Here is a 24,693-nt window from a genome sequence, read left to right as displayed (position 1 = left end):
ATCCGGATGCCCTGCGAGCGGGTCGTTCGGTCTGCTGGCTAATTACAACAAGGAGAACGCCATGCTGATTGATGTCCACGCCCACTTGCTGACTGAGGGCATGCTGAACCGTCACGAGTTCTGGGGGCCATTCATGAAAGTGCAGGGGCTGACCGTGGGGCATTTTTCCCTCGGCACCAAGCAACCGGTCAAAGCCGCGACGGATGCCGAAGCGCAGGCCAATATCCTCGCGCGCATGAGCCACGCCAGCCGTCGCCAGCTGATGGCCGAGCGGGGTGTCGACAAACTGGTGATGTCCACGCCGTCTCATTGCTTTATGTATTGGGCGGGAGATTTCGCTAACGAATACGCGCGCATCTGCAATGACGAGTTGTCGGCATTTTGTCGGGCTGATCCCGACCACTTCGATTTCTGGTGCCACGCCAACCTCGCGGATCCGCTGAATGCGGCCAAGGAAATTGAACGCGCAGTGACTCAGTTGGGCGCCAAGGGTGTGTGCGTCGGCGGGGCCAACTTCAATGGCCTGGAGGCTCACGACGAACGCCTGTTCCCCGTCTGGGAAAAACTCACCCAGCTGGATGTACCGATCATGGTGCATGGCTTCAATCAGTCGATTTACTGGGGCGAAAAACACACGGACGACAAGTTTGAAACCACCTCCATCGTCGGTGACTGCGTCGATGAAACACTGTTCTTCTGGTACCTGATCTGCGGTGGCGCGCTGGATGTTTTCCCGACCTTGAAAACCTACATCACCCATGCCGGTGGCATGGCGGTTTTCCAGTTGGGGCGCCTGAGCGAACTGAACCGGGCCATGGCACCGGACTCGCGCAATCAGCGTCCGTTGATGGATTACCTGCAGAACTTTTACTTCGACCTTGACGTTCATGCGCCGGGCTTGCGTCGTGGCGTTGCCGAGGTGGTGGGGGCGGAGCGCCTGTTGTACGGCACTAACTTTGGCGGGGCCTACGACCATGGCGATCTGACCGAAGGCATCGGCTTGTCCGCTGAAGACCGCGAGCGGATTCGCAGCGGTAACGCGATCGAACTGCTCAAGCTGAAGGTGCCGGCCAACGCTGGTCGGGTGCTGACGCCGTGACGGATAGCTCGCTGGGGCGGCCCTACCCGCAGCGCAGCGGACGGTTGCCACGGCACCTGAGCGAAATTACCGCAGCCTGGCTAACTCAGCTATTGCAGCCGCGTTATCCGGGCGTCGAGGTGCTGGCGTTAACGGCAGTGGAAGTTCGAAACGGTCACACCACCAAATTCCGCGTCAGGCTTGAGTTGAATGAGGTCGGTCAGCACGCGGGTATTCCTGCGCACGTGTGCCTGAAGTCGAATTGGTCCGAGGGTTTCGAGAGCGGCGATATCTGTGAGCTGGAAGCGCGCTTTTATCATTTGGCGCACGGCTGGTCCGATGCGCCACTGCCAGACACCTATCTCACCGACTGGGACGCCGATGGCGGCGGTCGAGGCGTGGTGATGATGGAAGACCTTGGTCTGGCCGCCGGGAAATTTGGCCATAGCACCGATCACCTGGGCGTGGATGGCGTCGCTCGGGGGCTGGAGTCACTGGCGACGTTGCATGCTGCCACCTGGAACAGTCCGCAGCTACGGGGCCAGGGCTGGCTGCCGGTGTCGATGGCCAACCCGGTGGACTGCGACGGCCTGCTGCGTATGTACAACTACATCAAGGTCAATCTGCGCAAACCGGAGTACCAACGCCTGTTGCCGAAATGGATGTATGAGACACCGGAGTTGTTCAGCCATGCGTTTGATGAATTGGCAGCTTTCGAGCGCGAACAGTCGTCACCCAGCTGCCTGATCCATGGTGATTCGCATCAGGGCAACAGTTTTTTACGCAGCGACGGCCAACGTATCTGGCTGGATTGGCAACTGTCGAGGCGTGGCCGGCCATGGCGCGATATCGCCTATTTTATGCTGGGGGCCTTAACCGTCGAGGAACGGCGCGCCGATGCGCAACGCCTGCTGCGGGTGTACCGCGAAAAACTGATCAGCCTCGGTGCCGAAGGCGTGCTTGACCAGGACGCTGCCTGGGAACAGTTTCGCCGTTGGCCGGTTTGGGGGATGCAGACCTGGATGTCGAATATGGATGACTGGGGGCAGGACGGTTTGCCGATGGTGGAACGTTTCTTCGCCGCTGCAGAAGATTTTGATACCGTGCGTTTGCTCACACATGGGCGTAAGCCTCGCCGTACGCCGACACTGGGGCAGGGCGCGCGTCCGTTAACGCAGGCCTATCAACATCTACTGGAGGATTGAGAATGGTCGGGCAGGAAGAGTTGCGCTTGCAGGGTGCGGATAACTTTCGCAGCCTCAAAGGTATTCCCACCGGTTGTGGTCGTCGTATCGGCGACCATTACCTGTTACGGGCAGAACAGCTGGATCGACTGACCGCTGAAGACTGGCAGACCTTGCGGCGGATCGGCCTGACAACCGTCTGCGATTTACGCAGCGCCGCAGAGCGTGAGCGTTACCCGAGCGGCGTACCCGATTCGGCTATCGCGCAACTCCACCTGGAGGTGCTTGGTGATGTTCGTGCCGACCCACGGATTGCCGCCATGCTCGCTGATAATCCAGAGACTCAGGGCGCGCGAAACATGATGTTGGAGGTCTACCGGCAACTTCCGCACCTGTTGGCGCCGTTGTTGCCAGCGCTGTTCGAGCTGTTCTCTACCCGCAATGCATCGGTGCTCATTCATTGCACGGCGGGTAAGGACCGCACCGGGGTCGCGGTGATGTTGCTGCTGCACGCACTGGGCGTCGCACCGGAGCACATCATGGCCGACTATGTGCTCTCGGCACGTCGCTTCAGTCAGCTGGAGGTGGCGCGTCAGCAGGCCATGAGCACCACGGTGAGCCACCTGGTCGGCCAAGCGGTCAGCGAGGCGGCCATTGATGCAGTGCTGGATGCCCGTCCCGAGTACTTGAATGCTGCGTATGCAGTGATCGACGCCGAGTACGGTGGACTGGATCTTTACCTGCAGCGCTTCAGTGGTTTGAGCCAGAAAGGCTTGCAGACATTGCGCGATACCTTGCTGGTCGCCTAGGTCACGACTTCGGTCACTACCCGCGCGGGTTTCCATTGCGCCAATCCAATTCCCAGTAAAATCAATCCGCCTCCGACCGCGTGGTACAGGTGCAATGTTTCCCCCAGCAACACAATCGCCAACACCGCGGTAAATAACGGGACCAGGTTCATCAGCACGGCGGTTTTTTCTGGCCCCAGGGTTTGCAAACCACGCATCCACAAGCCGGGCGCCAGCGCTGAGGCAAACAGACCCGCGAACAACACCAGCGGGACATTTGCGGTTGTCAGGGCTATCGAAGGGGCCAGCACAAAGGGCGGCACCAACAGCAGGGTGCCGCAGATTATTTGCACGTAAAGGCTTTCCCAGGTCGGCAGGGGAATCTGCCAGCGCTTGACCAGCACGCAGTACAACGCGTACGACAGCGAGGCCAGCAACATCATCAATTCCCCTTGGCCAACCCCGTGTGCCCAGAGCGAGGGCAGGTCGCCTGCGGCCAGCAACCACGTCAGCCCGGCAAACGACACCAGAGCACCGACCAATAACGTCGCGGTCGGTTGGGTATTGAGCAGGGGAAAGGCGAGCAGCACGGTGAGCAGGGGCATGGTCGCCAGGATCAGGCCCATGGAAGTGGCGCTGACAGTGTGCGCGGCGAAATAGGCCAGCGACTGGTACAGCGACATGCCGAGCAAGCCCAGCAGCCACAACTTGGGCAGGTGCGGCCGAATCTGCTGCCGCAACCGCCAGACCTTGGGCAACATCACCGGTGACAACACCAGCAACGCGACCAGCCAGCGGTAAAAGGAAATGGCTGCGGGGTCAATCACCCCAACCGAAAGGCGATTGACCACGGTACTGGCGGCCCAGATCAGCGTGGCAAGAACAGGGAACAGCAAGTTCATCACGGGGGCGCCAACGTTGAGGGTGCGCACTACGCACCGGAGAGTTTGTCGATATGTTTTGGTGTTATTCGCTGGCAGCGTTACGTGCCGCAATCGTCGCGGCAAAATCGCGTTTGAGGGTTGGAAAGTAGGCAATCTGCCCACCCATGCCGCCGGCAATGTCAATCGAGGCGGCGCTGATGAAGCTGGCATATTCACTGGCCAGGAACAGCGCCATACCGGCAACGTCTTCAGGTTTGCCATAACGCCCGAGCGGTACCACCTTCATCACCATGGCGTCGAACTCCTCGCGACTGACGCCAGGTCCCATTTCCTTGTAGTGACGATCCCATTGACCGGTATCGATCCAACCCATGTTCAGGCTGTTGACCAGGATATTGTCTTTGGGCAGTGACATGCCCAATGAGCGGGAGAGGGCGATGCACGATGCGCGATTGATTACTGAGGGAATTCCGTCGGGCGTCGGAATCACCCCGGCCAAGGCGTTGATTTCGATGATCCGTCCCCAGCGCTGTTCACGCATGAACGGCACCACCGCCTGCACGAATCGGAAATGCCCCATCTGCAGAATGTTGGCATGTTCGAGGATGACTTCCGGAGTGAGGGTGTCGAGGTTGCCGCCACGGCCTTGACCGGCGTTGTTCACCAACACATCGACCCCGCCCCACGCGTGTGCAACTTCAGCAACAAACGCCTTGACCCCCTCACTGTCCGTCACGTCGACAGCCCGGGCAATCACCGCCTGGGCGTGTTCCGCAAGTTGCGCGCCGACTTCCCGGACGTCTGACGCACTACGGGCGCATATCGCTACCCGCGCCCCTTCAGCTGCGAATGCCCGGGCGATGGCCAGACCAATGCCCCGCGAAGCGCCCGTGATGATCACGCGTTTGGCACTCAAATCAATATTCATGGTGGCTCCTCTTGTTTTTCTTCTGGCGGTTCACTGCCGTTTTACCCGCGCAACGCCAGGCGTTCTGTGGGATGGCAGGGGCTATTGAAAGCCCAAAGCACAAAAGCGTCAAAGTTTATTTGAACGTTTATCTGTTTTGTGTGCAGTATTTACCGGCGAAACGCCTTTGCTGGAACGATTCTTCACCTTGACGGGTGTGAAATTCTATATGGAGAATGCAAATCTTTATGTGGAATTTTATTTTGTGATCCGTTACGGTGACTTTCAACTGAGGAGGAAAGTGGGTCTGGATGCGTGCCAGACCTCTTCAGCGGACTGTCCAGGCGAGACATTCAACGATATTGTGGGGTAGCGCATATCGCTGGAGCGACCGTTTGAACGCACATAGCGACTGAAAATAACAATAAAAGGTAGTGTGTATGAATCATAAGACCAAGCAGAGTCGGCTGGTACTGGCTCAAGGTGCGCTTACGCTGATGATGGTTGGCGGCTCTCAAGGCGTCATGGCGCTCTCTTTCGATCTGCCGAACCCTGATTATCGCCTGCGTTGGGACAACACGGTCCGCTACAACCTGGGCATGCGGACTGACAGTCAGGACAGTCGCATCATGAACACGCCGAACTTCGACGAGTCCGACGGCAAGTTCGATAAAGGCGACATTGTTACAAATCGTCTCGATGTGTTGAGCGAACTCGACTTTTCCTACCTCAACGAGTGGGGTGGACGCCTCAGTGGTGCCGGCTGGTTTGACCAGGCCTATAACGATCACGATGTGAAAAGTAACGTTCCCGGCTACGCCACCAGCTATCGCAACAATCGTTACAGCGACGAAGTGAAGCGCTACATGAACGGCCCGTCGGGAGAGATTCTCGATGCCTTTGTCTGGCGCAACTTCAACATCGGCGACACACCGGTCAACGTGAAAGTCGGTCGTCACACCAACTATTGGGGTGAAAGCCTGTTGTTCGGCGCTCACGCCGTGTCCTACTCCCAGGCCCCCAGCGATGGCGTGAAAGCCTCGACCAGCCCGGGTATCGAAACCAAGGAAGTGTTTCTGCCGGTGGGGCAGATCTCGGCCAAGGCCCAGGTCACTGATCACCTTTCGGTTGCCGGTCAATACTTCTACGAATGGGAGCCCACGCGCATTCCTTATGGGGGTACCTATTTCGGCGCGGCCGACCCTTTGTTCGAAGGTCCGGACCAACTGCCGGTAGCGCCTAACGGAGCGACGTTGCAGCGTCAGGATTCGCGCTTCGGTCGCGATGGCAAAAACTGGGGCGTGATGGCCAAACTCAACGTTGAAGAAGTCGAATCGACGTTCGGCGCCTACTATCGCCAGTTCGACGACTACCAGCCTTGGCTGGCCCCACAGGTCAAGGCAGCGCTGGGTTCGTACCGGGTTGTTTACCCGCGTGGCGTGAAGCTGGCAGGCGTCAGTTTTGCTCGGGTTTTCAACACGGTTGCGGTCGGCTCTGAACTGTCCTACCGCATGAACGGTGCCTTGAATGCCACTGGCGTCAGCGCGCTGGACGACGAAGGCCCGCGCGGCGACACCATTCACTTTATTGCCAACGCCGTTTACGGCGTGCCGCGTAACTTCATTTCGAACAACGCGACCCTAGTGGGTGAGTTCGCCTACAGCCACCTGGATCGCGTGACTGAACACGAAGAGCTCTATAAAGGTGTCGGAAAAGCCGCTTGTACCAATGCCAGAACGCCAGGTATCGCCGGGTCCGGCAGCGAGTCGGATGGCTGCTCCTCGAAAGATTATTATGCGGTCGCGGTCAACTACACTCCGCAATACATCTCGATCTTCCCCTCCTGGGACATGGATGTACCTCTCACCGTCAACTACGGCCTGCATGGCAACGCACCAACAGCCGGTGGCGGCAGCGAAGGCGCGCTGGCTTACTCCGTCGGCGTCAAACTCACTTATGCCCAGCTGTATGAGTTCGGCCTGCGTTATGCCGACACAGCGGCCCAACCGAAGAACCTGGCCAATGGCACCGTCGCCGGTAACGGCAACGTAGGCGGTGAAGACCGCGGCTGGCTGGCTTTTACCTTCAAGACCTCCTTCTGATAAATCAAACAAGAATCGGAGAACGTGTTCATGAAACGTCCACTTGCATTAACTGCCGTCCTGATGAGTTTTGCGACCTGTAGCCTCACAGCCGCCGCTGCTGGCGACGCCTCGGACCTGGGTAAGAGCCTGACGCAGTTCGGAGCGATTCAGGCCGGTAACGCCGATGGCACGATCCCCGCTTACGAGGGCGGCCTTACCACCGCTCCGGCGGGTTTCAAGCCCGACAGCGGGTTTTGGGTTGATCCGTTCAAAGATGAAAAGCCACTGTTTCGCATTGACGCCAAAAACGTCGACAAGTATGCGGACAAGCTCAGTGAGGGGCAGAAAACCCTGATCAAGAAATACCCGACTTACTACATCGACATTTACCCAAGCCATCGCACGACTGCCTATCCCAAAGCGGTACTCGATGCCACCGTGCGAAACGCCAGCAGCTGCGCGATCCAGAAAGATGGCCTGGCCGTTGATCCATCTTGCCGTGGCGGCCTGCCGTTCCCGATTCCGAAGACCGGCAATGAAGTGATGTGGAACCAGCAGGTGCGCTACAAAATCGGCACCGGCTACTCGACCACGACTTCGTCCAACAGCTGGGTAGTCGACGCCAACGGCTCGATCACCAAGACCGCTGAACAGGCGACATTCGAAGAAACCCCGTACTACCAGGTGACTCAGGCGGATCGCGATCCACTGATGTACGCACGAGTGTTCTCGCGCAACGACTATCCGGCGCGGCGCTCCGGTGAAGTGGTGGTGCTCACTGACTTCCTCGATCCATTGGCGAAGGCCCGTCGTTCGTTCAGTTATTCCCCAGGCCAGCGCCGGGTAAAACTCGCACCGGAATTTGCCTTTGATACACCCGTTGCCAGCCAGGGTGGCGTGACGCTGTTCGACGAACTGCAAATGTTTTCCGGGAGCCAGGACCGCTTTGACTACAAGCTGGTCGGTCGCAAGGAAATGTACATCCCGTACAACGCCTACAAATTCTACTTCGGCGTCGGCAAGCAGGAAGACCAGTTCATGCCGCACCACGCCAACCCGGCGAACGAGCGTTGGGAGCTGCATCGGGTGTGGGTCGTGGAAGCCACGTTGAAGCCGGGTATGCGCCACGTCTACAGCAAACGCACCTACTACCTGGATGAAGATACTTTCGGCGTCGGCCTGTATGACGCCTGGGACAAGAGCGGCGCGTTGTATCGCTCGATCTTCCTCAGCGGCGTCCAGCTCTACGACAAAAACATTCCCTATAACGTGAAAAACGTCGTGTATGACTTCAACAAAGGCATGTACGCGTTGCTCAACGATGGTTTGAAGGGCGGCTACAAGTTCATCGACAAACCACTCTCCGAGCGTGACATGAATCCTGAAGCCATTGTGGCTCGGGTCACCCAGCGCTGATGTGATTTCGCCTGTCCTGCCTGCCGGTTTGCGCATCAAGCCGGGCAGGCAGAACAGGTGTGTTTGCCACGCGGGATGGTTAAGGAATAAAAATAATGACTAGCCCTTGCCCTGCTTCTTTTCTTCTCTGCACTTCGCGTCTGCTCCTGGCAGTCGCGTTTGCGGTCGGCGCGAGCTCATTGCTGACGACGCCTGCCTACAGCGCCGTCGCGTTGTCGGCCGATTCGCTCGACGTGCCGGCGCAGCGGATCGATGAACACCTGCCCGCACCCTTGCTGTCGGTCGCCACAGCGGGCGACGCGATGATTGGCGTCGGCCTGCACGGGTTGATCCAGCGCTCCATCGATGAGGGCCGCACCTGGCAACAGGTCGATAGCCCGGTGTCCAGCGATCTTGTGCAAGTGCGGTTTCGCGACGAGCGTCATGGCTGGATCGTCGGTCACGATGCGGTGGTCATGCACACCACCGATGGCGGTCAAAGCTGGCAAGTGCAGCTCGACGGGCGCCGCTTGTTGACCTTGCTCAACGCTTACTACGGCCCACGGGCCGAACAAGGTGATGAAGCCGCAGCCCAGATGCTTAAGGAAGTGGCTATGGCCGCCAGTACCTCGGCGACGCCGGACGTGTTGGCCGCACCCTTTCTCGATGTGATGTTCGATGAGCACGGCAACGGATTTGCCGTGGGTGCCTTCGGCATGTTGTTGCACAGCACGGATGACGGCCAGAACTGGCAGCCGTGGACCGAGCGCAGTGATAACGATCGGCGCATGCACCTGTATGGACTGGCGGAACAAGCGGGCACTTTTTACATCGGCGGGGAGCAGGGTTTGCTGCTGCGTCTGGATGGTCCGCAACAACGTTTCGTGAAAATCGATACGCCCTACACCGGCACTTACTTCGGCGTCCGCGCCTTCGACGGTCTGCTGCTGGCGTACGGGCTGCGCGGCAACCTGTTTGCCAGCCGTGATGACGGCCAGCAATGGCAGCCTGTGGCAACCAATCTCAATAGCAGCCTGGTCAGCATTGTCGAGCAGGGTGATGCCTTGATCGTCGTGAGCCAGGGTGGGCAACTGGTCAGCGTTGACCGGCAGAGTTTGCAGGTCACCCCGCTGGCAGATGCGCGGGTAGGCGAGGTGTATGCAGCCAGTGCCACCAAACAGGCTGGGAGCCTGCTTGTCACGCGCTTCAGCGGCGCCAAGGTCATCGATATCGCCCAGGCCAACTAAAGCCCCCGGCACGATTCCCCTACGAGAAAGAAAAAATGGTCGAGCAAAAATTCAACAGCGGGATGCCAGTGATTGCCAACCTGGAGGACTTTGACAAAAACTCCGGTGGCTGGTTTGAACGGGTCATATTCCGTCATCGCATGGTGGTCGTCGTTGCCTGCTTGCTCGCCACTGTGGTGCTGGGCTTCTTCGCTACACGGCTGCAAGTCAATGCCAGCTTCGAAAAAATGATTCCCAGCTCCAGCCCTTACATCAAGAATTACCTGGCGTATAAAAACCAGTTGCCAGGCCTGGGCAACAGCATTCGCGTCGTGGTGGAAAACAAATCCGGTGATATCTACGACGCCGACTATCTGCTGGCGCTGCAAAAGGTCAACGACACCCTGTACCTGATTCCAGGCATCGACCGCTCCTGGATGAAATCGCTGTGGATGCCCATCGTTCGCTGGAAAGAAGTGACGGAGGAGGGCATTGATGGCGGTGCGGTCATGCCATCGGATTACGACGGCAGTGACAAATCGATCACGGCCTTGCGCCGCAACATTATGCGTTCCGGGATCATTGGCAACCTGGTGGCGAACGACGGCCGGTCGAGCATGATTGTCGCGCCGCTGCTCGATACCAATCCGCAGACCGGACAACCCCTGGATTACGGTGATTTTTCCAAGCAACTGGAAGCGCAGATTCGCTCGCTGGAAAGTGACAAAGTGGGCATCCACATTGTGGGTTTCAGCAAGCTGGTGGGCGACCTGATCGACGGCCTGTATTCGGTCATGCTGTTCTTTGGCGCATCGGTACTGATCGCCGGGTTGTTCGTCTATTTCTATACACGCTGCCTGCGCAGTACCTTGCTGCTGGTGAGCGTGGCAGTGGCGGGGGTGGTGTGGTTGCTGGGTTTGATGCAACTCCTCGGCTACGAACTGGACCCTTACTCCATCCTGGTGCCGTTCCTGATTTTTGCCATCGGGATCTCCCACGGCACGCAAAAAATGAACGGCATTCTTCAGGACATTGGCCGTGGCACCCATAAATACATTGCTGCGCGCTATACCTTCCGCCGCTTGTTTCTCACTGGCTTGACTGCGCTCCTGACCAATATCGTTGGTTTTGCCGTGCTGGTGATCATTGATATTCCGGTGATTCGCGACCTGGCACTGACCACCAGCATTGGTGTCGCCGTGCTGATTTTCACCAAGTTGCTGCTGATTCCGGTGGCGTTGTCGTACCTGGGCGTCAGTAAGAAAGCCGCGCGTATCGCCATCGCCAAAGATCAGGCCGGCGCAGAAAACCGCGGTTTTCTCGGGCGTCTGTGGAGCGGCCTGGATCGCTTCACCGAACGGCCGATGGCCACGGCGGTGATTGCCGTATCGCTGGTGGTGACGCTGATTGGCAGCGTGGTGATGATGCACCTCAAGGTCGGTGATCTGGATCCCGGTGCACCGGAGTTGCGTGCGGATTCGCGCTATAACCGCGATAACGCCTACATCACCAGCCACTACGGACTTTCCAGTGACCAGTTCGTGGTCATCATGAAGACCAACGAAGACAGCTGCCGTCTGTACCAGTCGCTGCAAAGCATGGACAAACTGGCCTGGCGCCTGCGCCAGACGCCTGGTGTACAAACCACCCAGTCGCTGGCCGAAACCGTGCGCATGATCAGCTCCGGCATGGCTGAAGGCAGCCCGAAATGGTTGAGCATCAGCCGCGACCAGGCGATCACCAACTCGGCGGTGGATGCCGCGATGATTTCTGCACCGGGCATCACCAACCAGCAGTGCTCGGTCACTCCATTGATCGCCTACCTGGCTGATCACAAAGCCGACACACTGAGCCGGGTGTTGAAAGTTTCTGAAGAGTTCGCCAAGGAAAACAACACACCCGCTGGCGCCGAGCAGCCTGTGGAATTCCTCCTGGCTGCGGGTAATGCCGGGATCGAGGCCGCCACTAACATTGAGGTAGAGAAGGGCATCATCACCATGTACCTGGCCGTGTATGGCGCTACGGCCTTGCTCTGCCTGCTGACCTTCCGCAGTTGGCGCGCAACCCTGGTGGCGCTGATTCCTTTGCTGATGACTACGATCATCTGCAAGGCGCTGATGGTCTGGTTGGGGATCGGCCTGAAAGTAGCCACCTTGCCGGTAATCGCCGTGGGTGTCGGTGTCGGCGTGGACTACGCGCTGTATCTGCTCAGTGTGCAACTGGCGGTGCAGGAACGCGGTGGAAGCCTGGCGGTTGCGTATCGCCGCTCGCTGGATTTCACCGGTCGGGTCGTGGCGCTCGTTGGCCTGACCATGGCCGCCGGGGTGATTACCTGGGCCTGGTCGCCGATCAAGTTCCAGGCGGACATGGGCATTCTGCTGACCTTCATGTTCCTGTGGAACATGCTCGGTGCGCTGGTGCTGATCCCGGCCCTCTCGCATTACCTGCTCAACCCGAAAGGCAACTCCAAGGCCGGCGTGACCCTCGATCTGGAGGACGCGCGCGCCCAACAGGAACCGCGCAAACCCGCGGCCAGCGCACCTGCACCCCAATTGACCGAGCTCGCCTTACCCCGGCGTGTCCGCTGACTAATAGCCGGGCACAGACCTGGCTGGCAACTGCAAGGAGAGAACAATGTTCGAGTTATTGATGAGTGCCGACATGATGGTTCCGGACCCGGACGGCATGACGGAAATGTTGGTCGACAAGCTCGGCATCTACAAACACGAACGCTGGCGCCAGGCGTTCGATAATCACCCGTATATTGCGCATTTCCTGCGGGTACACAAATCCCTCGCGGTGTCGCCTACGCGCATCGAACCGCAGTGGCACCTGGATCGGCCGAACCCCGGTGATCCGTTGTTCCATGACTTTCTGGAAAGCCTGAAGGATTTCCAGGGGCATCATCGGCCGATGATCACGCACTCCATCGTGCTGGCCCTGCACGGGGACAAGTTCGACGCGCTGGTAGACAAACTGATGCGTCGTCGCTTGCCTTTCCGCATGGCGCAGCGCACCCCGGAAATGCCCTTCGACCGCTTATGGCTGGGTGCCACTCCCGAGCAACCGTATTACCAGCCCACGGTGGATGGCGGTTTGTGCATTGAGATCATGCCGACCGAGCCTTTGCAGATGCCGCCGGAAACGTATCAGTTGCCACCGATGCAGCCGCGTGATCTCAAGCCCGGCGACATGGTCCGCGTCACCGCCCGTGGCTTCCTGGTACGCGACCTCGATGAAACCCTGCGTAAGGTCTCGACCAACCTCGATTGGGAACCGAGCGGGCCGGTCGAGAGCATCGGCAGCGAAGGTTACCGCCGTGCGCGTATGGGTTTCACCGTGCCGAACAGTGCCACCCTCGATGTCCTCGAGGCGACCTACTGGAACACCGACGCCGGCCACTACGTCAATAACTGGGGGCCGGGTCCGTACTACATCCGCATCGGTGTCAACGATCTGGCTGCCAAGGCCGAGGATCTGCGGTCACGCGGCACGCGGTTCCAGTGGATCGAATCCTCCGAGGCCGTCGGCGGCCGTGCGTTGATCAAGATCGACCCACAAGAACTCAATGGCCAGGTCTTCGAGTTCGAGGAGTGCCCTGTATGAGCACAGCGCAAGAACCGCAGTCTCCCGTTTTGATCAACGATGCGGTGCGCCTTGAGCGTGATGCCATGGTGGGTTGGGTGGTACTGACCCGGCCCCGGCAGATCAACGCCATCAACGACGATATTCGTCAGGGCGTGCCGCAAGCACTGGCGCTGTTGCAGCAAGACCCGGACATTCGCGTGATCGTGATTCGCGGGGAAGGTGAGCGAGGCTTTTGTGCGGGTGCTGATATCAAGGAGCGTCGTGGCCCGGAATCGAGCCTGCAAGTGCGGCAGCGCATGGAACAGGTGCGCTGGATCGAAGCGCTGGATGGCATCAGCAAACCGGTGATCGCTGCCATTCATGGTTATTGCATGGGCGGTGGGTTGGAACTGGTGCTGGCGTGTGACATCCGCTTCGCCGCGCCCGATGCCGTGTTCGCCCTGCCGGAAACCGGCCTGGGGCTGATTCCCGGCGGCGGCGGTACGCAACGACTGTCCCGAGTGGTGGCGCCGGGTCAGGCATTGGACATGTTGCTCACCGGTGACCGGGTGGGCGCCGAACAAGCGCAGCGCATTGGTCTGGTCAGCCGCCTGGCCAGCGACAACGCCAGCCTGCTGGACGAAGTACGGGCCTTTGCTCAGCGCATCGCCGTCAAACCACCCACCGCGTCGGCGTTTGTCAAACAGGCAGCACGGGCGGCGCTGGACATGAACCTCAAACGTGGCCTGGACCTGGAGCTTGATCTGTTCGCCTTGCTGGCCCCGACCAAGGATGCCCGCGAGGCGGCCCAGGCGTTCAGTGAACGGCGCGAACCGCGATTTACCGGCGAGTAAAGCGCCACTCAAAACAATAAGGAACAGAGCATGAGCACAGGAAAACTGGCAGGACGAGTGGCCATTATTACCGGCTCCGGTGGCGGCCTGGGCGCTGAGTGCGCACGGGTGCTGGCGTCGCATGGTGCAAGTATTGCGGTGGTCGATATCAATTTCGAGGGGGCCACAGCTGTGGCCCAGTCACTCCTCGCCGAGGGGCATCAAGCCTTGGCGATCGCCACCGACGTCTCCTCGGAAGACGCCGTGCGCGCGATGGTTGCTCAGGTTAAACAGCATTTCGGCCGTATCGACATTCTGCACAACAACGCGGCGATCCTGAACGCCGAGCAACGTCAGCTAGACCGCGATTTCGTCAACCTCGACATGCAGGCCTGGGACCGCGCCATCGCCGTCAACCTGCGTGGCGCGGTGCTGTGCACCAAGCATGTGATTCCGGTCATGCTGGAGAACGGCAAGGGCTCGATTATCTTCGCCACCTCGGGTCTGGGCATGCAGGGCGATATGTCCCTGACCGGCTACGCCACCTCCAAGGCGGGGCTGATGATGCTGCCGCGCATGGTCGCCTCGCAATACGGCAAACAAGGCATTCGCGGCAACGCCGTGCAGATCGGCCTGGCGCCTTCGGAACACGCCATGCCTGAACCCTTGCTCGACATCCTGCGCGACAACCACTGCACTGCCGAGCTGGGCACGCCTCGGCAGATTGCCGATGTGGTGGCGTTCCTGGCCAGTGACGAATCCTCATTTGTCACGGGCACCACGCTGGTCGCTGATGGTGGTTTCAGCAGCCACACCCCCTCCCTGGTGGCGATGCGCGCGCTGTTTGCGCAGATGGGCCGCACCGGCATGTAACCCTTGCCCGGCGCATCCCGTGCGGTGCGCCGCGGCTGATCTTTGCCGCCATAGCCGCCGCGCGCCGCTGTGGTTGAACTCGACTTGGAATTAATTGATGAACCAGAACCAAAATGCGAGCACTACGGATTTTGATGTGATCATCGTCGGCGGTGGCACCAATGGCCTTTCGGCTGGCTGCTACCTGGGCCTGGAAGGCAAGAAGGTGCTGGTTCTGGAGGCATTGGACAAGGTCGGCGGGATGGCCTCCTCGGGTTACCTGATACCCGAAGCGCCGCAGCATCTGGTTCATCCCTGTGCCCTGGACATGATGTCGATGCGCGTGCATTCCCATGTGCCAGCGGAGCTGGGACTTGATCGACACGGTTTCAAATCGATAGAGCTTGCGCCGGGGTATGTGTACTTGCATCCGGATGGCCAATCTCTGATCTTCTGGCGCGATCGCGAGAAAACCGCCGCCGAGATCCGCCGGTTCAGCAGCAAGGATGCCGAGGCGTTTCTGCAGTTCATGAAAGTCATCGACATGTTCCTCGATATCGCGCTGCCGATGATGCGTGTCGACCCGGCCAAAACAAACCTCGGCGTGAAGCTGAAAATGCTTGGCACCGCCATCAAACACAAAGCGCTGAAACCCGAGCTGATGGCGCTGATGACAGGCTCCGCGTTGCAGGCGGCACGTGAGCGCTTCGAGCATCCGGTGACCATTTCCGCGATGTGTGCACTCACTGGGCTGGCAGGGGATATCAGCGCCGATGGCGGTGGCATCTATTACGCCTTGCTCGGTTTCCTTCATCGTTTTGGCGTGGGCCGGGTATTGGGTGGCATGCAGCAGTTGAGCAATGCCATGCAGACTCGACTGGAAGAGCTGGGCGGGCAAGTGCTGGTGTCGGCCAGCGTCAGTGAAATCGTTGCCAGGGACGGTCTGATCAAAGGCGTGAAACTGGCTGATGGTCGTCAGTTCACCGCACGTGCGGTCATTGCCGGCTGCCACCCCAAGCCGGCGTTGGACATGGTTACCCGTGGTGAAATCCCTCAACACCTGCTGACCCGTATCGCCATGGCACCTGCTAACGGCAGAGGGTCGGGACCATTGAAGGTGGATGTTGCCCTGCGTGGGCAGATTTCTTTGCCGCGTTTTGCTGCCATTCGCGGCGATGGCGTGGATTTGCGTAAAACCGTCATGCTGATCGGCACCGAAGAAGCCGTGCTGGAAAACTTCGCCGCCTGCGCCCGTGGTGAAGTACCGAAGTTGCCCTATATCACCGTGGCCGCACCCAGTGCGGCCGACCCTTCACAAGCGCCAACCGGGCAGGATGTGTTGTACATCTATCCGCCGGTGATGCCGGTGAATCCCAATGAAGGTTGGGACGCGCTGCGTGAGCGGGTGGCCGACCAGGTGCAGGAACAGCTGTATGACTACATCGATGGGATCGAGGGGCAGGTGATTGGCCGACATATCGAGGCTGCTCCGGATTTTACTGCGCGCTTGAACACGGTGAATGGCTGCGTGGTGCATATCGACACCACCTCGATGCGCTCGAGCACCATGCGCCCGGCGTACGGTTTGGGAGGCGATACCTTGCCGGTGGCGGGACTGTATTTAGGGAGTGCCGGCATTCATCCGGGCGGTGGGGTAAACGGCATGGCCGGGCGGTTGGCGGCCAAGCGGGTGAGCAAGTATTTGCGTAAAAAGGCTGACTGAAGCGGGTCGCTGATTCCAAGCCCCTAAGCAACCCCCCCCCTGTGGGAACAAGCCTGCTTCCACAGGGAAAGCTCATTGGGCGAGAGTGTGTGAACGGTGCTTAAACGCCGTCGACGTTTTTTTCTGCGCCCAGCGAAATACTCGCCAGCACAAAATCCGCCGAGTACTGACGCCAGGTGGCCATGCCTTGCTCCGAGTCCGTATCCAGCCCGGCAAGTGCCGACATCGAATAGCGGTTGGTGAACCAGCCAGTAGTCACCAGCGAAGCGCTGGCCAACAACAGGCGCGGGTTGATGTCTGCGCGAAAATCACCACTGGCCGCACCCCGCAACAAAATCGCGTCGAGCTTGGCGATCAGCTTCGGTGCCATTTCCAGAAAATGGTTGCGAGGTGTTTCGTGGGTGTCATGGTAGCGAATGCCTTCCAGCGCCAGGCTGCCGAGGAAGGGGTCCAGACGGTACTGGTCAAAAAAATGGTTGAGCACGGCGCGCATCGCCACTGGCGGTGAAAGCTCTTCGACATTGAGGTTGACCAGCTCGGACATGATGTTGTCCGAAGACTCATCCAGTACCGCTACAAACAGGCCTTCCTTGGAGTTGTAGTAGTGGTAGACCAGCTGTTTGGTAACGCCGGCTTCCCGGGCAATTTCTTCCACGCGCGCACCGGCCAGGCCTTTTCTGGCGAACTCCACGCGCGCTGCCGCGAGCAGGCGATTCATCGTATTGCGTTTGCCCTGTTCGCCACCTTCTCCTGCCTTTACCGCCACCTCGTCCTCCTCATGCCAGTTTTGGCCAGGTTATTCACACCTTGAAGCATTTCCCCGGGGGCCTTCGTTTGACCCCAAGTCAAACGAAGCGGACTACCGGCGCAGACACAACCACATACCATGGGTCGGCAGCCGGACAATCTTGGTGTGCAAGAAGAATAAAAACAAGACAGGAGCTCCTGATGAGCAACGAAAGCGCAGCACTGGACCTGGCAACCGCATACTCCGCTGTGTCGGAAATGTATCGGGGCACCGACCTGGATATTCACGCGGTGTGCCGCGAGCAACGGCTGAAATCGCCCATCTATGAAGGCGACTTCATCACCCAGTTTGGCGTGCCGACGAATGCCGGCACCCAGCAGGGCACTCGCCCGACCTTCGCCTTGTTCAAATACCAGGATGTAATGACTGTCCTGCGCGATGGTGCGACCTATACCAGCGGTTTTATTGCCGAAGGTCTTGGCGCGTTTTTCGATGGTTTGATCATTCTTGCCATGGACGGTGACGAGCACCGTAAGGTGCGCGCCTTGCTGCAACCGGCCTTTATGCCGGAGACCGTGAACAAGTGGCGCCCGCAGATCGATCAAGTGATTCGCGAGGAGTACATCCAGCCGATGTTGCCGGCAAAGAAGGCCGACTTGATGAAGTTCGGCCTCGAGCTGCCGATTCGCGTCATGTACGCTTTGATGGGCTTCCCCTCGGATGAGCCCTCCAAGTACAAGCAATACGCCGCGTGGGCCTTGGCCATTGTCGGCGGCAACCAGATTGACCCGAGCAAAATGGTTGAAGCGCGACGTCAGGCCGGCATCGCTGTCAAAGGTCTGTACGACGCGCTTGCCGAGGTGGTGGTGCAACGTCGTGCCGAGGGCAGCCAGGGCGATGATGTGGTCGGGCGTTTGCTGCGCGCGGAGTACGAAGGGCGCACGCTGGATGACCACGAGGTGATCACCTTCACTCGCTCGCTTTTGCCAGCCGCGGGCGAAACCACCACGCGCATGTTTGGCTCGGTAATGACTTTGCTCTTGACCACGCCCGGCTTGCTGGAACGCGTCAAGGCCGACCGCTCATTGATCGGCAAGCTGATGGACGAAACCACGCGCTTTGAACCCGTGGCCACTTTCAAGGTGCGCGAAACCGCCCGGGAAGTGGAATTTCACGGCGTGAAAATCCCCAAGGGTTCGTTCGTCCAGTGCATGGTGGTGTCCGCCAACCGCGACGAAGATGCGTTTGAAAACCCTGAGGTATTCGACATTGATCGCAAGCCAAAACCCTCCTTTGGTTTTGGCTTCGGCCCGCACATGTGTATCGGTCAGTTCGTCGCCAAAGTGGAAATCAGCTGCGCTGTCAACGCCATCCTCGACCTCTTTCCCAACTTGCGACTCGACCCGAGCCAACCCGTCCCGCAGATCGGCGGAGCGCAATTGCGAGGCGTGTCCACGCTCCCGGTGATCTGGGACTGAATCACGCTGTAATCCCGTTTCCCTGCCTCAACAAAAACAACAGAGGGCATCATGAGAACGTTTAAAACCATTCCAGAACGCGGTGATTTCGGCTTTCAACAACTGGTTGGGCCGCACAAGGTCACCGGCGCTTCGATGTCAGCCGAACGCGGCTTCTTCGGCCTGCACCTGAGCAAAAGTTCGCCGTTCGGTTCTGTGCGCGATGAGCAAGGCAACATTTACTCATTCGTACGGTCGCTGATGGCGCCCAATGGCACCCCCAACCCAACCAAGTTCTTCTACCTGAACAATCACGTCGATAACGTCAACCTGCGCATGGACCACGAAAAAATGGCCCGCCAGGCGCTGACACCACTGCCGGTACACAGCCTGGAAGGCGATGTCGCACGTTGGGCCAGCCACCCGGGCGAACCCGGCAACTCTTGGGAGATCACCGCCAGCAGCGAACGCCTGACCTGGAAGGAAGAAGGCCTGTTTCACCTCGAAGGCCGACTGCTTGGCCCAGGTTTGCAGTGGTACCTGCCAGGCGTGGAATGGGGCACCTTTTATGTTTCGCAGTTGTGGGATATCGCCGGTGTCTGCGAGGGGCGTCCGGTGAAAGGCGCCATGGCGCTGGACCAGTTCTACATGGCCGAAGGCGGCGCCATTCACTTCAAGAAAGACTTGGTGGTGAACAACAACAAGCATGTGATCTGGTGGTCCTTCGTCACCGTTTATAAAGATGGCACCTGGGATACCGGCTCTTTCATGGTCGGTCACGACCACTTGGGCTACGCCATTTTCAACAATGAAAAAGGCGAGGTTCGGGTCACCACCGATATCGAAGGAAACACCGAACACAAGGACGGAAGCTACTTCCTCAAATCCGCGAAAATCGTGCTGGAAGGCAAGGAAGAGTGGGAGTTTTTGCCTGATGAGAAGGGCGAGATGATCGACTTCGTCGGTGGCTTCCCGATCACTGCGCAGCAGGAAGGCCGTTGGCGTCGGGTTGGCGATACCCGTGAGCCTTCACACTGGCTGGGCTGGGGTGAATCGGACCGGCGTAATGGCTCGGCCCGCAATGTGCCAGGCAAAGACCTGTAAACAGTTGACCGAAACCTTTACCCCTGTAGGAGCTGCCGAAGGCTGCGATCTTTTGACTTTGACTTTTGAAGGCAAGATCAAAAGATCGCAGCCTTCGGCAGCTCCTACAGGGGAGCGTACGCGTTGTATCAGTAGCCTCCACCAATAACAACAATGAGGAATCACGATGAAATTCCGCGACAAAGTCGTGCTGGTCACCGGTGCAGGTCGAGGCATGGGTCGCGCCATTGCCCTGGCCTATGCCCGAGAAGGCGCCAAGGTGGTGGTGTCGGCACGCACCGCTCGATACGGTGAAGAAACGATCGCACAGATCAAGGCCCTGGGCGCGCAAGCCTGCCTGGTCGGTGGCGACATCGCCGACCGCGAGGCGATCAAGTCAATGGTGCAAGATGGTGTAGAGCACTTTGGTGGCCTGGACATCGTGGTGCATTGCGCTGCCGATACCAGTCACGGGCTGATCGCCGAAATGGCCGATGATACGTTTGATCACATCGTTCGCAGCAATATTCAATCGTTGTTCTGGTTGGCCAAGGACTGCGCACCTTATCTGTCGAAAGCAGCCGACAAAGGCCGGCTGATTTTCATCTCGTCCGGCGAAGCCAACCGCAAATACACCCCTCGCCTGATTGCCTATGGTTCCAGCAAAGCCTTCATGAATGCCTTCGCCCGCGGCCTGGCGGTGGAATTCGGTGCCATGAATATTCTGGTCAACGTCGTCGAGCCCGGACTGATCGGCACTGATCACATGCTCGAAACCCTGGGCAATGAACTGCCGCATAAACTCGCTGCACATTTCCCGGTAGGGCGTCTGGGCGAGTCCGCCGACATTGCCAACGCCGTGCTGTTTCTGACCTCCAACGAGGCTTCCTATATCACTGGCACTTCGCTGCTGGTGGATGGCGGCGCCACCATGATCGCGCTGCCCAAGGTCGAAGAAATCCTCAAGGGCCATTAATCAACCCGCACGTCCGCGATGGGAGTCAGGTCATGACATCGGATACACGCAGTAGCAACACCACGGCCCACGCCGGCAATGATTTTTCCGAGTTCAAGCGCGGCTGGCGCGTGGTTGTCGTGGGCCTGTTTGGCATCTGCACCAGTATTACCGCTGCGTTGCTGTACGCCTTCGGCACCCTGGTGATTCCGCTGGAACAGGCGTTCGGCTGGAGCCGGGGCGACTTGCAGGCCTCCATCACCTTTCTGTTCGCCGGTGTGGCGATTTCCACGCAACTGGTCGGCTGGCTGTACCGTCGGTTCGGGCTGCGCCGGGTAGCGATTGTTTCGATCGTGCTGCAGATCGTCGGTTACTTTGCGATCACGCGGATTGAGGGTTCGATCGGCTGGTTGTACCTGGCGTTTTTCAGCATGCCGATCATTTGTGCCGGAACCATTGCGATCACCTGGACGCAACTGGTCAACCTCTGGTTCGAGCGTAACCGTGGTTTGGCGCTGGCCGTGATTCTGTGTGGCACCGGGCTGATGGCGATGATTCTGCCACCGCTGTTGTCGCGGCTGATTGCCGCCTACGGTTGGCAAGCCGGGTTTATTGCGCTGGGGGCGATGCCTTTGTTGTTTACGTTGCCCTTGTCATTGATGTGGCTGCGCATGCCGGCGCTGCTCGCCAGTCCTGACGCGACAACGCAGAAGGAACTTCCGGAGCTGTCCGGCATGTCCTTCAAACAAGCAGTGCGCTCAGGGATGTACTGGGGCTTTAACGTTGCATTGATATTGTCGGTGTCGTTGACCGTCGGCATGGTCACCAACATGGTGCCGATGCTGCAAAGCAAGGGCCTGAGTGCGCAGCAAGCCAGTCAGATCTTCAGTACCTTTGGTATTTCCATCATCGGCGGGCGCTTGTTGGTGGGTTATCTGCTGGACCGCTATTCACCTTCAGTAGTGGCCGCCGTGAGCCTGGCGCTACCCGCATTGGGCTGCGCGATCTTTCTCTTTGGCGGGGCGCAAAACACACCGTTGCTGGTGCTGGCGACCCTGTGCATCGGCGCCAGTGCCGGAGCTGAGTTCGATCTGGCGGCATTCCTGATGGCGCGCTATTTCGGCTTGAAAGACTACGCGCGGATATTTGGTCTGCACCTGTGCCTGATCACCATTGTCTCCGGTCTGGTACCCATGCTGTTCGGCCATCTCTATGACCTGTACGGCAGCTATTCCGCTGTGCTGGTGTGCTGTTTCTGCTGCGCCATTGTCGGCCCGACCATTCTGCTGTGGTTGAGAATGGAGCCAAAATTCCTCGCCCGTCAGCAAAACCTCCAGCTACGACCACATGCCTGAACCCACTTGAGGATGAACGTGAAATGAGCATGGACAAACACACCATCGAGCACTTTCTGCACGGGCAGATCGACTGCTGGAACCGGGGCGACAAAGACGGCTTTTTCGCTCACTACCGCAGCGTCTCGGCCAACGGCTTGAGTATCGAATACGTCGGCAAGCCCCAGGCCGATGCCTGGCAGGTACTGGAAGGCATGTGGGCGCAGCAGCAACCGAAGATTCGCGTTGAAGTGCGCCAGTGCATCGTCAATGGCAATGAAGCGGCGTGCCATCACCTGAACGCCTTTCGCGAGCAGGAAGGCGGTATCGAGACGATCGAGTTGTATCGGTTTGAAGAAGGAAAGTTGTCCGTACGTTACTTCATCAACCAGTAATCGTTGCGCACAGCCTTGTCAGAAAGGCTGTGCGCGTCGTCGCCTAGACGCCATCGGTGGAATGGGACAGCTGCTGCCATTGCTCGATTTCCGCGAGCATCCTGTTGAGCTTGTCGCTGACCTGCTGATAAGCGTCTGAACCCGCCAGGTAACGCAACGGTGGATGTTCGCTGTTGGCCAGGAGCACCAGCGCATCGCCCAGTTTAGCCGGGTTGCCGGTTTGCTGATGGTTGTAGGCGGCCGAAGCGCCTTTGACCTTGGCGGTGAATGCAGCGTAATCCTCCAACCCGCGTGTACCGAAGACCGCGGAGCTGGGGTCGAGAAAGTCGGTACGGAAAACCCCGGGCTCCACCAGCGTGACCTTGATCCCGAACTGCGCCACTTCCTGGGCCAGGGATTCGGAAAAACCTTCCACAGCAAATTTAGACGCGCAGTACAGCGCCGCACCACCCATCCCGACCATGCCACCCATTGAAGACACGTTGAACACCCGGCCACTGCGTTGCTGACGCATGACAGGCAGCACGGCGCGGCAGACGTTGAACACACCGAACACATTGGTCGCGAACTGCTGGTCGGCGTCGCTGGCGAAATTGTCTTCAAACGGCGCCAGTTGTCCATAACCGGCGTTGTTGACCAGCACATCGATTCGGCCAAAACGCGCCACGGCAGTTTCTACGGCAGCCAGTGCCTGGGCTTCGTCGGTCACATCCAGGGCCACTGCCAGCACGCGTTCGCCGTACTCGGCAAAGACAATTTCCAGCGGTTCGATACGCCGGGCGCTGACCACCACGCTGTCACCATCAGCCAATGCGGCTTTGGCAATGGCAGCACCCAAGCCTCGGGCCGCACCGGTAATAAACCAGACTTTGTTCATTGCATCGCTCCAGTCGTTGTGCAAAAAAATGCCGCGTCAGCTTTAAGGCGGGCGCGGCAGCGGGTGTGAAAGATCAGTACGACGTTCAGTCGCGGTTGGCCGCTTCCCAAGCTTTCAGATCGAACCCGTCAGTGGCGGCCTCAACTGCCGTCAGCTTGGGCGCGCGAGCAAGAATCTTGCGCGCCGCCATGTGATCGCCCATGCGATTGCAGGACTCCACGGCCACCAGACGGTCATTGCGGAAACACAGCACAGACGCTTGATGTTCTTCGACTGAACCGAGCACGACGGTACTGTCATAGCCATGCGAGAGTCCGGCGATCTGCAGTTTCAAGTTGCCTTGATCGGTCCAGAACCAGGGCAGGGCGCTATAAGGTGCCGGTTTACCCATCAAGCGTGCAGCCACTGTGCGGGCCTGGTCGATGGCGTTCTGCACCGACTCGAGGCGGGTGTGTAACTCATTGTTTTGCAGGCACGGGAAGCTGGCGACATCGCCTACCGCGGAAATTTGCGGGTCAGAGGTCAGCAGGCTGGCGTCCACCTTGATGCCGTTCTCGATGTCCAGACCGGCTTCAGTCGCCAGCTGCGCATTGGGAATCACACCGATACCAAACACCACCAGGTCAGCAGGGAGTGCACGTCCGTCACCGGTTTGTACCGCGCACACCTTGCCGTTATCGCCGTCGATGCGGCTTAAACCCTGGCGGAAGTCAAAATGGACGCCCCACGCTTCATGGGCCTGGCGAAACAATTCCGACATTTCCCGCGACACGGCACGAGCCATGGGACGCTCGCCCAGCTCCAGTACGTGCACATTAGCCCCTAGGGCAGCGGCCACCGCCGCAAACTCGAGGCCGATAAACCCGGCTCCAATCACCACCACGTTGCGCGCTTCTTTCGCCAGCGGCGCCAGGGCGTCGGCATCGGCTTTGGTTTTGATACCGAACACTTGCGGCAACTCTGCGCCGGGAACCGGCAGGGGGCGGTTGTGGGCTCCGGTCGCCAGTACCAGATGGTCGTAACTGACAGCAGCACCCGAGGCTAACACCACGCGTCGGTTCAGGCGGTCGATCGCGGTCGCCTGGTCATGCAGCAGTTCAATGCGCTGGGTGGTGTAGAAATCAGCAGGACGAAACAGCAGATTGGTCGCCTGGATCTTGCCGAGCAGATAGGCTTTGGACAATGGCGGGCGCTGGTAGGGCAGGCCTGGCTCATCGCCGATCAGGGTGATGCGCCCGTCAAAGCCTTCCTGGCGCAGGGAGGCAGCGACCTGAAATCCGGCCTGGCCAGCACCGACGATAACGACTGAGGCGAGGGTCATGG

Annotated in this window: 21 protein-coding genes; 16 read left to right on the top strand and 5 right to left on the bottom strand. The window is 59.1% G+C overall.

Features of this window, described 5'->3' with window-relative positions; all coding sequences use genetic code 11:
- The first annotated feature begins 61 nt into the window (after positions 1-61).
- Genes ATY02_RS21650 through ATY02_RS21640 form a run of 3 tightly spaced genes read left to right on the top strand, consistent with a single transcriptional unit; the run spans position 62 to position 3,071 of the window.
- Complete coding sequence (locus ATY02_RS21650; RefSeq protein WP_020300820.1) at positions 62-1,099, top strand: amidohydrolase family protein; 1,038 nt, start codon at positions 62-64, stop codon at positions 1,097-1,099.
- Positions 1,096-2,283 carry a phosphotransferase gene (locus tag ATY02_RS21645; RefSeq protein WP_082643858.1) on the top strand — a complete coding sequence of 396 codons (1,188 nt, stop codon included), beginning with the start codon at positions 1,096-1,098 and terminating at the stop codon, positions 2,281-2,283. The genes ATY02_RS21650 and ATY02_RS21645 overlap by 4 nt, the downstream gene beginning before the upstream one ends.
- A gap of 2 nt (positions 2,284-2,285) precedes the next feature.
- Complete coding sequence (locus tag ATY02_RS21640) at positions 2,286-3,071, top strand: tyrosine-protein phosphatase (protein ID WP_020300818.1); 786 nt, start codon at positions 2,286-2,288, stop codon at positions 3,069-3,071.
- Here the strand turns inward: ATY02_RS21640 and ATY02_RS21635 are convergent.
- Together ATY02_RS21635 and ATY02_RS21630 are read right to left on the bottom strand one after the other, a co-directional pair.
- Entirely contained in the window at positions 3,068-3,952 is an 885-nt protein-coding gene (locus tag ATY02_RS21635; protein ID WP_020300817.1) for a DMT family transporter, read from the bottom strand. The genes ATY02_RS21640 and ATY02_RS21635 overlap by 4 nt on opposite strands.
- Before the next feature lie 64 nt (positions 3,953-4,016).
- Positions 4,017-4,862 carry an SDR family oxidoreductase gene (locus ATY02_RS21630; protein WP_020300816.1) on the bottom strand — a complete coding sequence of 282 codons (846 nt, stop codon included), beginning with the start codon at positions 4,860-4,862 and terminating at the stop codon, positions 4,017-4,019.
- A 419-nt stretch (positions 4,863-5,281) separates the two neighbouring features.
- On the opposite strand from ATY02_RS21630, the gene ATY02_RS21625 reads away from it, so the two are divergent.
- From ATY02_RS21625 to ATY02_RS21590, 8 genes are all read left to right on the top strand, one after another.
- Complete coding sequence (locus ATY02_RS21625; protein ID WP_020300815.1) at positions 5,282-6,943, top strand: DUF1302 domain-containing protein; 1,662 nt, start codon at positions 5,282-5,284, stop codon at positions 6,941-6,943.
- A gap of 30 nt (positions 6,944-6,973) precedes the next feature.
- Positions 6,974-8,341 carry a DUF1329 domain-containing protein gene (locus ATY02_RS21620; protein ID WP_020300814.1) on the top strand — a complete coding sequence of 456 codons (1,368 nt, stop codon included), beginning with the start codon at positions 6,974-6,976 and terminating at the stop codon, positions 8,339-8,341.
- Positions 8,342-8,436: 95 nt separating this feature from the next.
- On the top strand, positions 8,437-9,567 hold the full coding sequence (locus tag ATY02_RS21615) for a WD40/YVTN/BNR-like repeat-containing protein (protein ID WP_020300813.1): 1,131 nt from the start codon (positions 8,437-8,439) through the stop codon (positions 9,565-9,567).
- Positions 9,568-9,602: 35 nt separating this feature from the next.
- Complete coding sequence (locus ATY02_RS21610) at positions 9,603-12,134, top strand: efflux RND transporter permease subunit (RefSeq protein WP_020300812.1); 2,532 nt, start codon at positions 9,603-9,605, stop codon at positions 12,132-12,134.
- Positions 12,135-12,180: 46 nt separating this feature from the next.
- Positions 12,181-13,152: a hypothetical protein gene (locus tag ATY02_RS21605; RefSeq protein WP_020300811.1), complete on the top strand. Its 972-nt coding sequence runs from the start codon at positions 12,181-12,183 to the stop codon at positions 13,150-13,152.
- Positions 13,149-13,967: an enoyl-CoA hydratase/isomerase family protein gene (locus tag ATY02_RS21600; protein WP_020300810.1), complete on the top strand. Its 819-nt coding sequence runs from the start codon at positions 13,149-13,151 to the stop codon at positions 13,965-13,967. Before ATY02_RS21605 ends, ATY02_RS21600 begins: the two co-directional genes overlap by 4 nt.
- Positions 13,968-13,997: 30 nt before the next feature.
- A complete protein-coding gene (locus ATY02_RS21595; RefSeq protein ID WP_032904481.1) occupies positions 13,998-14,819 on the top strand; it encodes an SDR family NAD(P)-dependent oxidoreductase in 822 nt (273 codons plus the stop codon).
- Positions 14,820-14,916: 97 nt separating this feature from the next.
- Positions 14,917-16,521, top strand: a complete 1,605-nt coding sequence (locus ATY02_RS21590) for a phytoene desaturase family protein (RefSeq protein WP_020300808.1) — start codon at positions 14,917-14,919, stop codon at positions 16,519-16,521.
- A gap of 100 nt (positions 16,522-16,621) precedes the next feature.
- Here ATY02_RS21590 and ATY02_RS21585 read toward each other — a convergent pair whose 3' ends face one another.
- The gene (locus tag ATY02_RS21585; protein ID WP_020300807.1) at positions 16,622-17,287 is read right to left on the bottom strand and encodes a TetR/AcrR family transcriptional regulator; all 666 of its coding nucleotides are present in this window, start codon (positions 17,285-17,287) and stop codon (positions 16,622-16,624) included.
- 182 nt (positions 17,288-17,469) lie between these two features.
- On the opposite strand from ATY02_RS21585, the gene ATY02_RS21580 reads away from it, so the two are divergent.
- The 5 genes from ATY02_RS21580 (at position 17,470) to ATY02_RS21560 (ending at position 22,493) form a co-directional block, all read left to right on the top strand.
- On the top strand, positions 17,470-18,747 hold the full coding sequence (locus ATY02_RS21580; RefSeq protein WP_020300806.1) for a cytochrome P450: 1,278 nt from the start codon (positions 17,470-17,472) through the stop codon (positions 18,745-18,747).
- A 51-nt stretch (positions 18,748-18,798) separates the two neighbouring features.
- Complete coding sequence (locus tag ATY02_RS21575) at positions 18,799-19,830, top strand: hypothetical protein (RefSeq protein ID WP_020300805.1); 1,032 nt, start codon at positions 18,799-18,801, stop codon at positions 19,828-19,830.
- A 166-nt stretch (positions 19,831-19,996) separates the two neighbouring features.
- A complete protein-coding gene (locus tag ATY02_RS21570) occupies positions 19,997-20,785 on the top strand; it encodes an SDR family NAD(P)-dependent oxidoreductase (RefSeq protein ID WP_020300804.1) in 789 nt (262 codons plus the stop codon).
- 32 nt (positions 20,786-20,817) lie between these two features.
- A complete protein-coding gene (locus tag ATY02_RS21565) occupies positions 20,818-22,119 on the top strand; it encodes an MFS transporter (protein ID WP_020300803.1) in 1,302 nt (433 codons plus the stop codon).
- A 23-nt stretch (positions 22,120-22,142) separates the two neighbouring features.
- A complete protein-coding gene (locus ATY02_RS21560) occupies positions 22,143-22,493 on the top strand; it encodes a nuclear transport factor 2 family protein (protein WP_020300802.1) in 351 nt (116 codons plus the stop codon).
- A 43-nt stretch (positions 22,494-22,536) separates the two neighbouring features.
- Here ATY02_RS21560 and ATY02_RS21555 read toward each other — a convergent pair whose 3' ends face one another.
- Together ATY02_RS21555 and ATY02_RS21550 are read right to left on the bottom strand one after the other, a co-directional pair.
- Complete coding sequence (locus ATY02_RS21555; protein ID WP_020300801.1) at positions 22,537-23,370, bottom strand: oxidoreductase; 834 nt, start codon at positions 23,368-23,370, stop codon at positions 22,537-22,539.
- An 85-nt stretch (positions 23,371-23,455) separates the two neighbouring features.
- Positions 23,456-24,691 (bottom strand): NAD(P)/FAD-dependent oxidoreductase, encoded by a 1,236-nt coding sequence (locus tag ATY02_RS21550; protein WP_020300800.1) that lies wholly within the window; start codon positions 24,689-24,691, stop codon positions 23,456-23,458.
- Between the last annotated feature and the right edge of the window lie 2 nt (positions 24,692-24,693).

The sequence above is a fragment of the Pseudomonas sp. BIOMIG1BAC genome (assembly GCF_001705995.2).
GTDB classification, from domain to species: Bacteria; Pseudomonadota; Gammaproteobacteria; order Pseudomonadales; family Pseudomonadaceae; genus Aquipseudomonas; species Aquipseudomonas sessilinigenes.
Note: the sequence above shows the minus strand (reverse complement) of the source record. Positions and strands in the feature narration are given on the sequence as shown.

Excerpts from the sequence above, each read along its gene's own strand:
- ATY02_RS21650 (WP_020300820.1), top strand. The coding sequence starts at position 62 with ATGCTGATTGATGTCCACGCCCACTTGCTGACTGAGGGCATGCTGAAC.
- ATY02_RS21640 (WP_020300818.1), top strand. The coding sequence starts at position 2,286 with ATGGTCGGGCAGGAAGAGTTGCGCTTGCAGGGTGCGGATAACTTTCGC.
- ATY02_RS21635 (WP_020300817.1), bottom strand. The coding sequence starts at position 3,952 with ATGAACTTGCTGTTCCCTGTTCTTGCCACGCTGATCTGGGCCGCCAGT.
- ATY02_RS21630 (WP_020300816.1), bottom strand. The coding sequence starts at position 4,862 with ATGAATATTGATTTGAGTGCCAAACGCGTGATCATCACGGGCGCTTCG.
- ATY02_RS21625 (WP_020300815.1), top strand. The coding sequence starts at position 5,282 with ATGAATCATAAGACCAAGCAGAGTCGGCTGGTACTGGCTCAAGGTGCG.
- ATY02_RS21620 (WP_020300814.1), top strand. The coding sequence starts at position 6,974 with ATGAAACGTCCACTTGCATTAACTGCCGTCCTGATGAGTTTTGCGACC.
- ATY02_RS21615 (WP_020300813.1), top strand. The coding sequence starts at position 8,437 with ATGACTAGCCCTTGCCCTGCTTCTTTTCTTCTCTGCACTTCGCGTCTG.
- ATY02_RS21610 (WP_020300812.1), top strand. The coding sequence starts at position 9,603 with ATGGTCGAGCAAAAATTCAACAGCGGGATGCCAGTGATTGCCAACCTG.
- ATY02_RS21605 (WP_020300811.1), top strand. The coding sequence starts at position 12,181 with ATGTTCGAGTTATTGATGAGTGCCGACATGATGGTTCCGGACCCGGAC.
- ATY02_RS21600 (WP_020300810.1), top strand. The coding sequence starts at position 13,149 with ATGAGCACAGCGCAAGAACCGCAGTCTCCCGTTTTGATCAACGATGCG.
- ATY02_RS21595 (WP_032904481.1), top strand. The coding sequence starts at position 13,998 with ATGAGCACAGGAAAACTGGCAGGACGAGTGGCCATTATTACCGGCTCC.
- ATY02_RS21590 (WP_020300808.1), top strand. The coding sequence starts at position 14,917 with ATGAACCAGAACCAAAATGCGAGCACTACGGATTTTGATGTGATCATC.
- ATY02_RS21580 (WP_020300806.1), top strand. The coding sequence starts at position 17,470 with ATGAGCAACGAAAGCGCAGCACTGGACCTGGCAACCGCATACTCCGCT.
- ATY02_RS21575 (WP_020300805.1), top strand. The coding sequence starts at position 18,799 with ATGAGAACGTTTAAAACCATTCCAGAACGCGGTGATTTCGGCTTTCAA.
- ATY02_RS21570 (WP_020300804.1), top strand. The coding sequence starts at position 19,997 with ATGAAATTCCGCGACAAAGTCGTGCTGGTCACCGGTGCAGGTCGAGGC.
- ATY02_RS21565 (WP_020300803.1), top strand. The coding sequence starts at position 20,818 with ATGACATCGGATACACGCAGTAGCAACACCACGGCCCACGCCGGCAAT.
- ATY02_RS21560 (WP_020300802.1), top strand. The coding sequence starts at position 22,143 with ATGAGCATGGACAAACACACCATCGAGCACTTTCTGCACGGGCAGATC.
- ATY02_RS21555 (WP_020300801.1), bottom strand. The coding sequence starts at position 23,370 with ATGAACAAAGTCTGGTTTATTACCGGTGCGGCCCGAGGCTTGGGTGCT.
- ATY02_RS21550 (WP_020300800.1), bottom strand. The coding sequence starts at position 24,691 with ATGACCCTCGCCTCAGTCGTTATCGTCGGTGCTGGCCAGGCCGGATTT.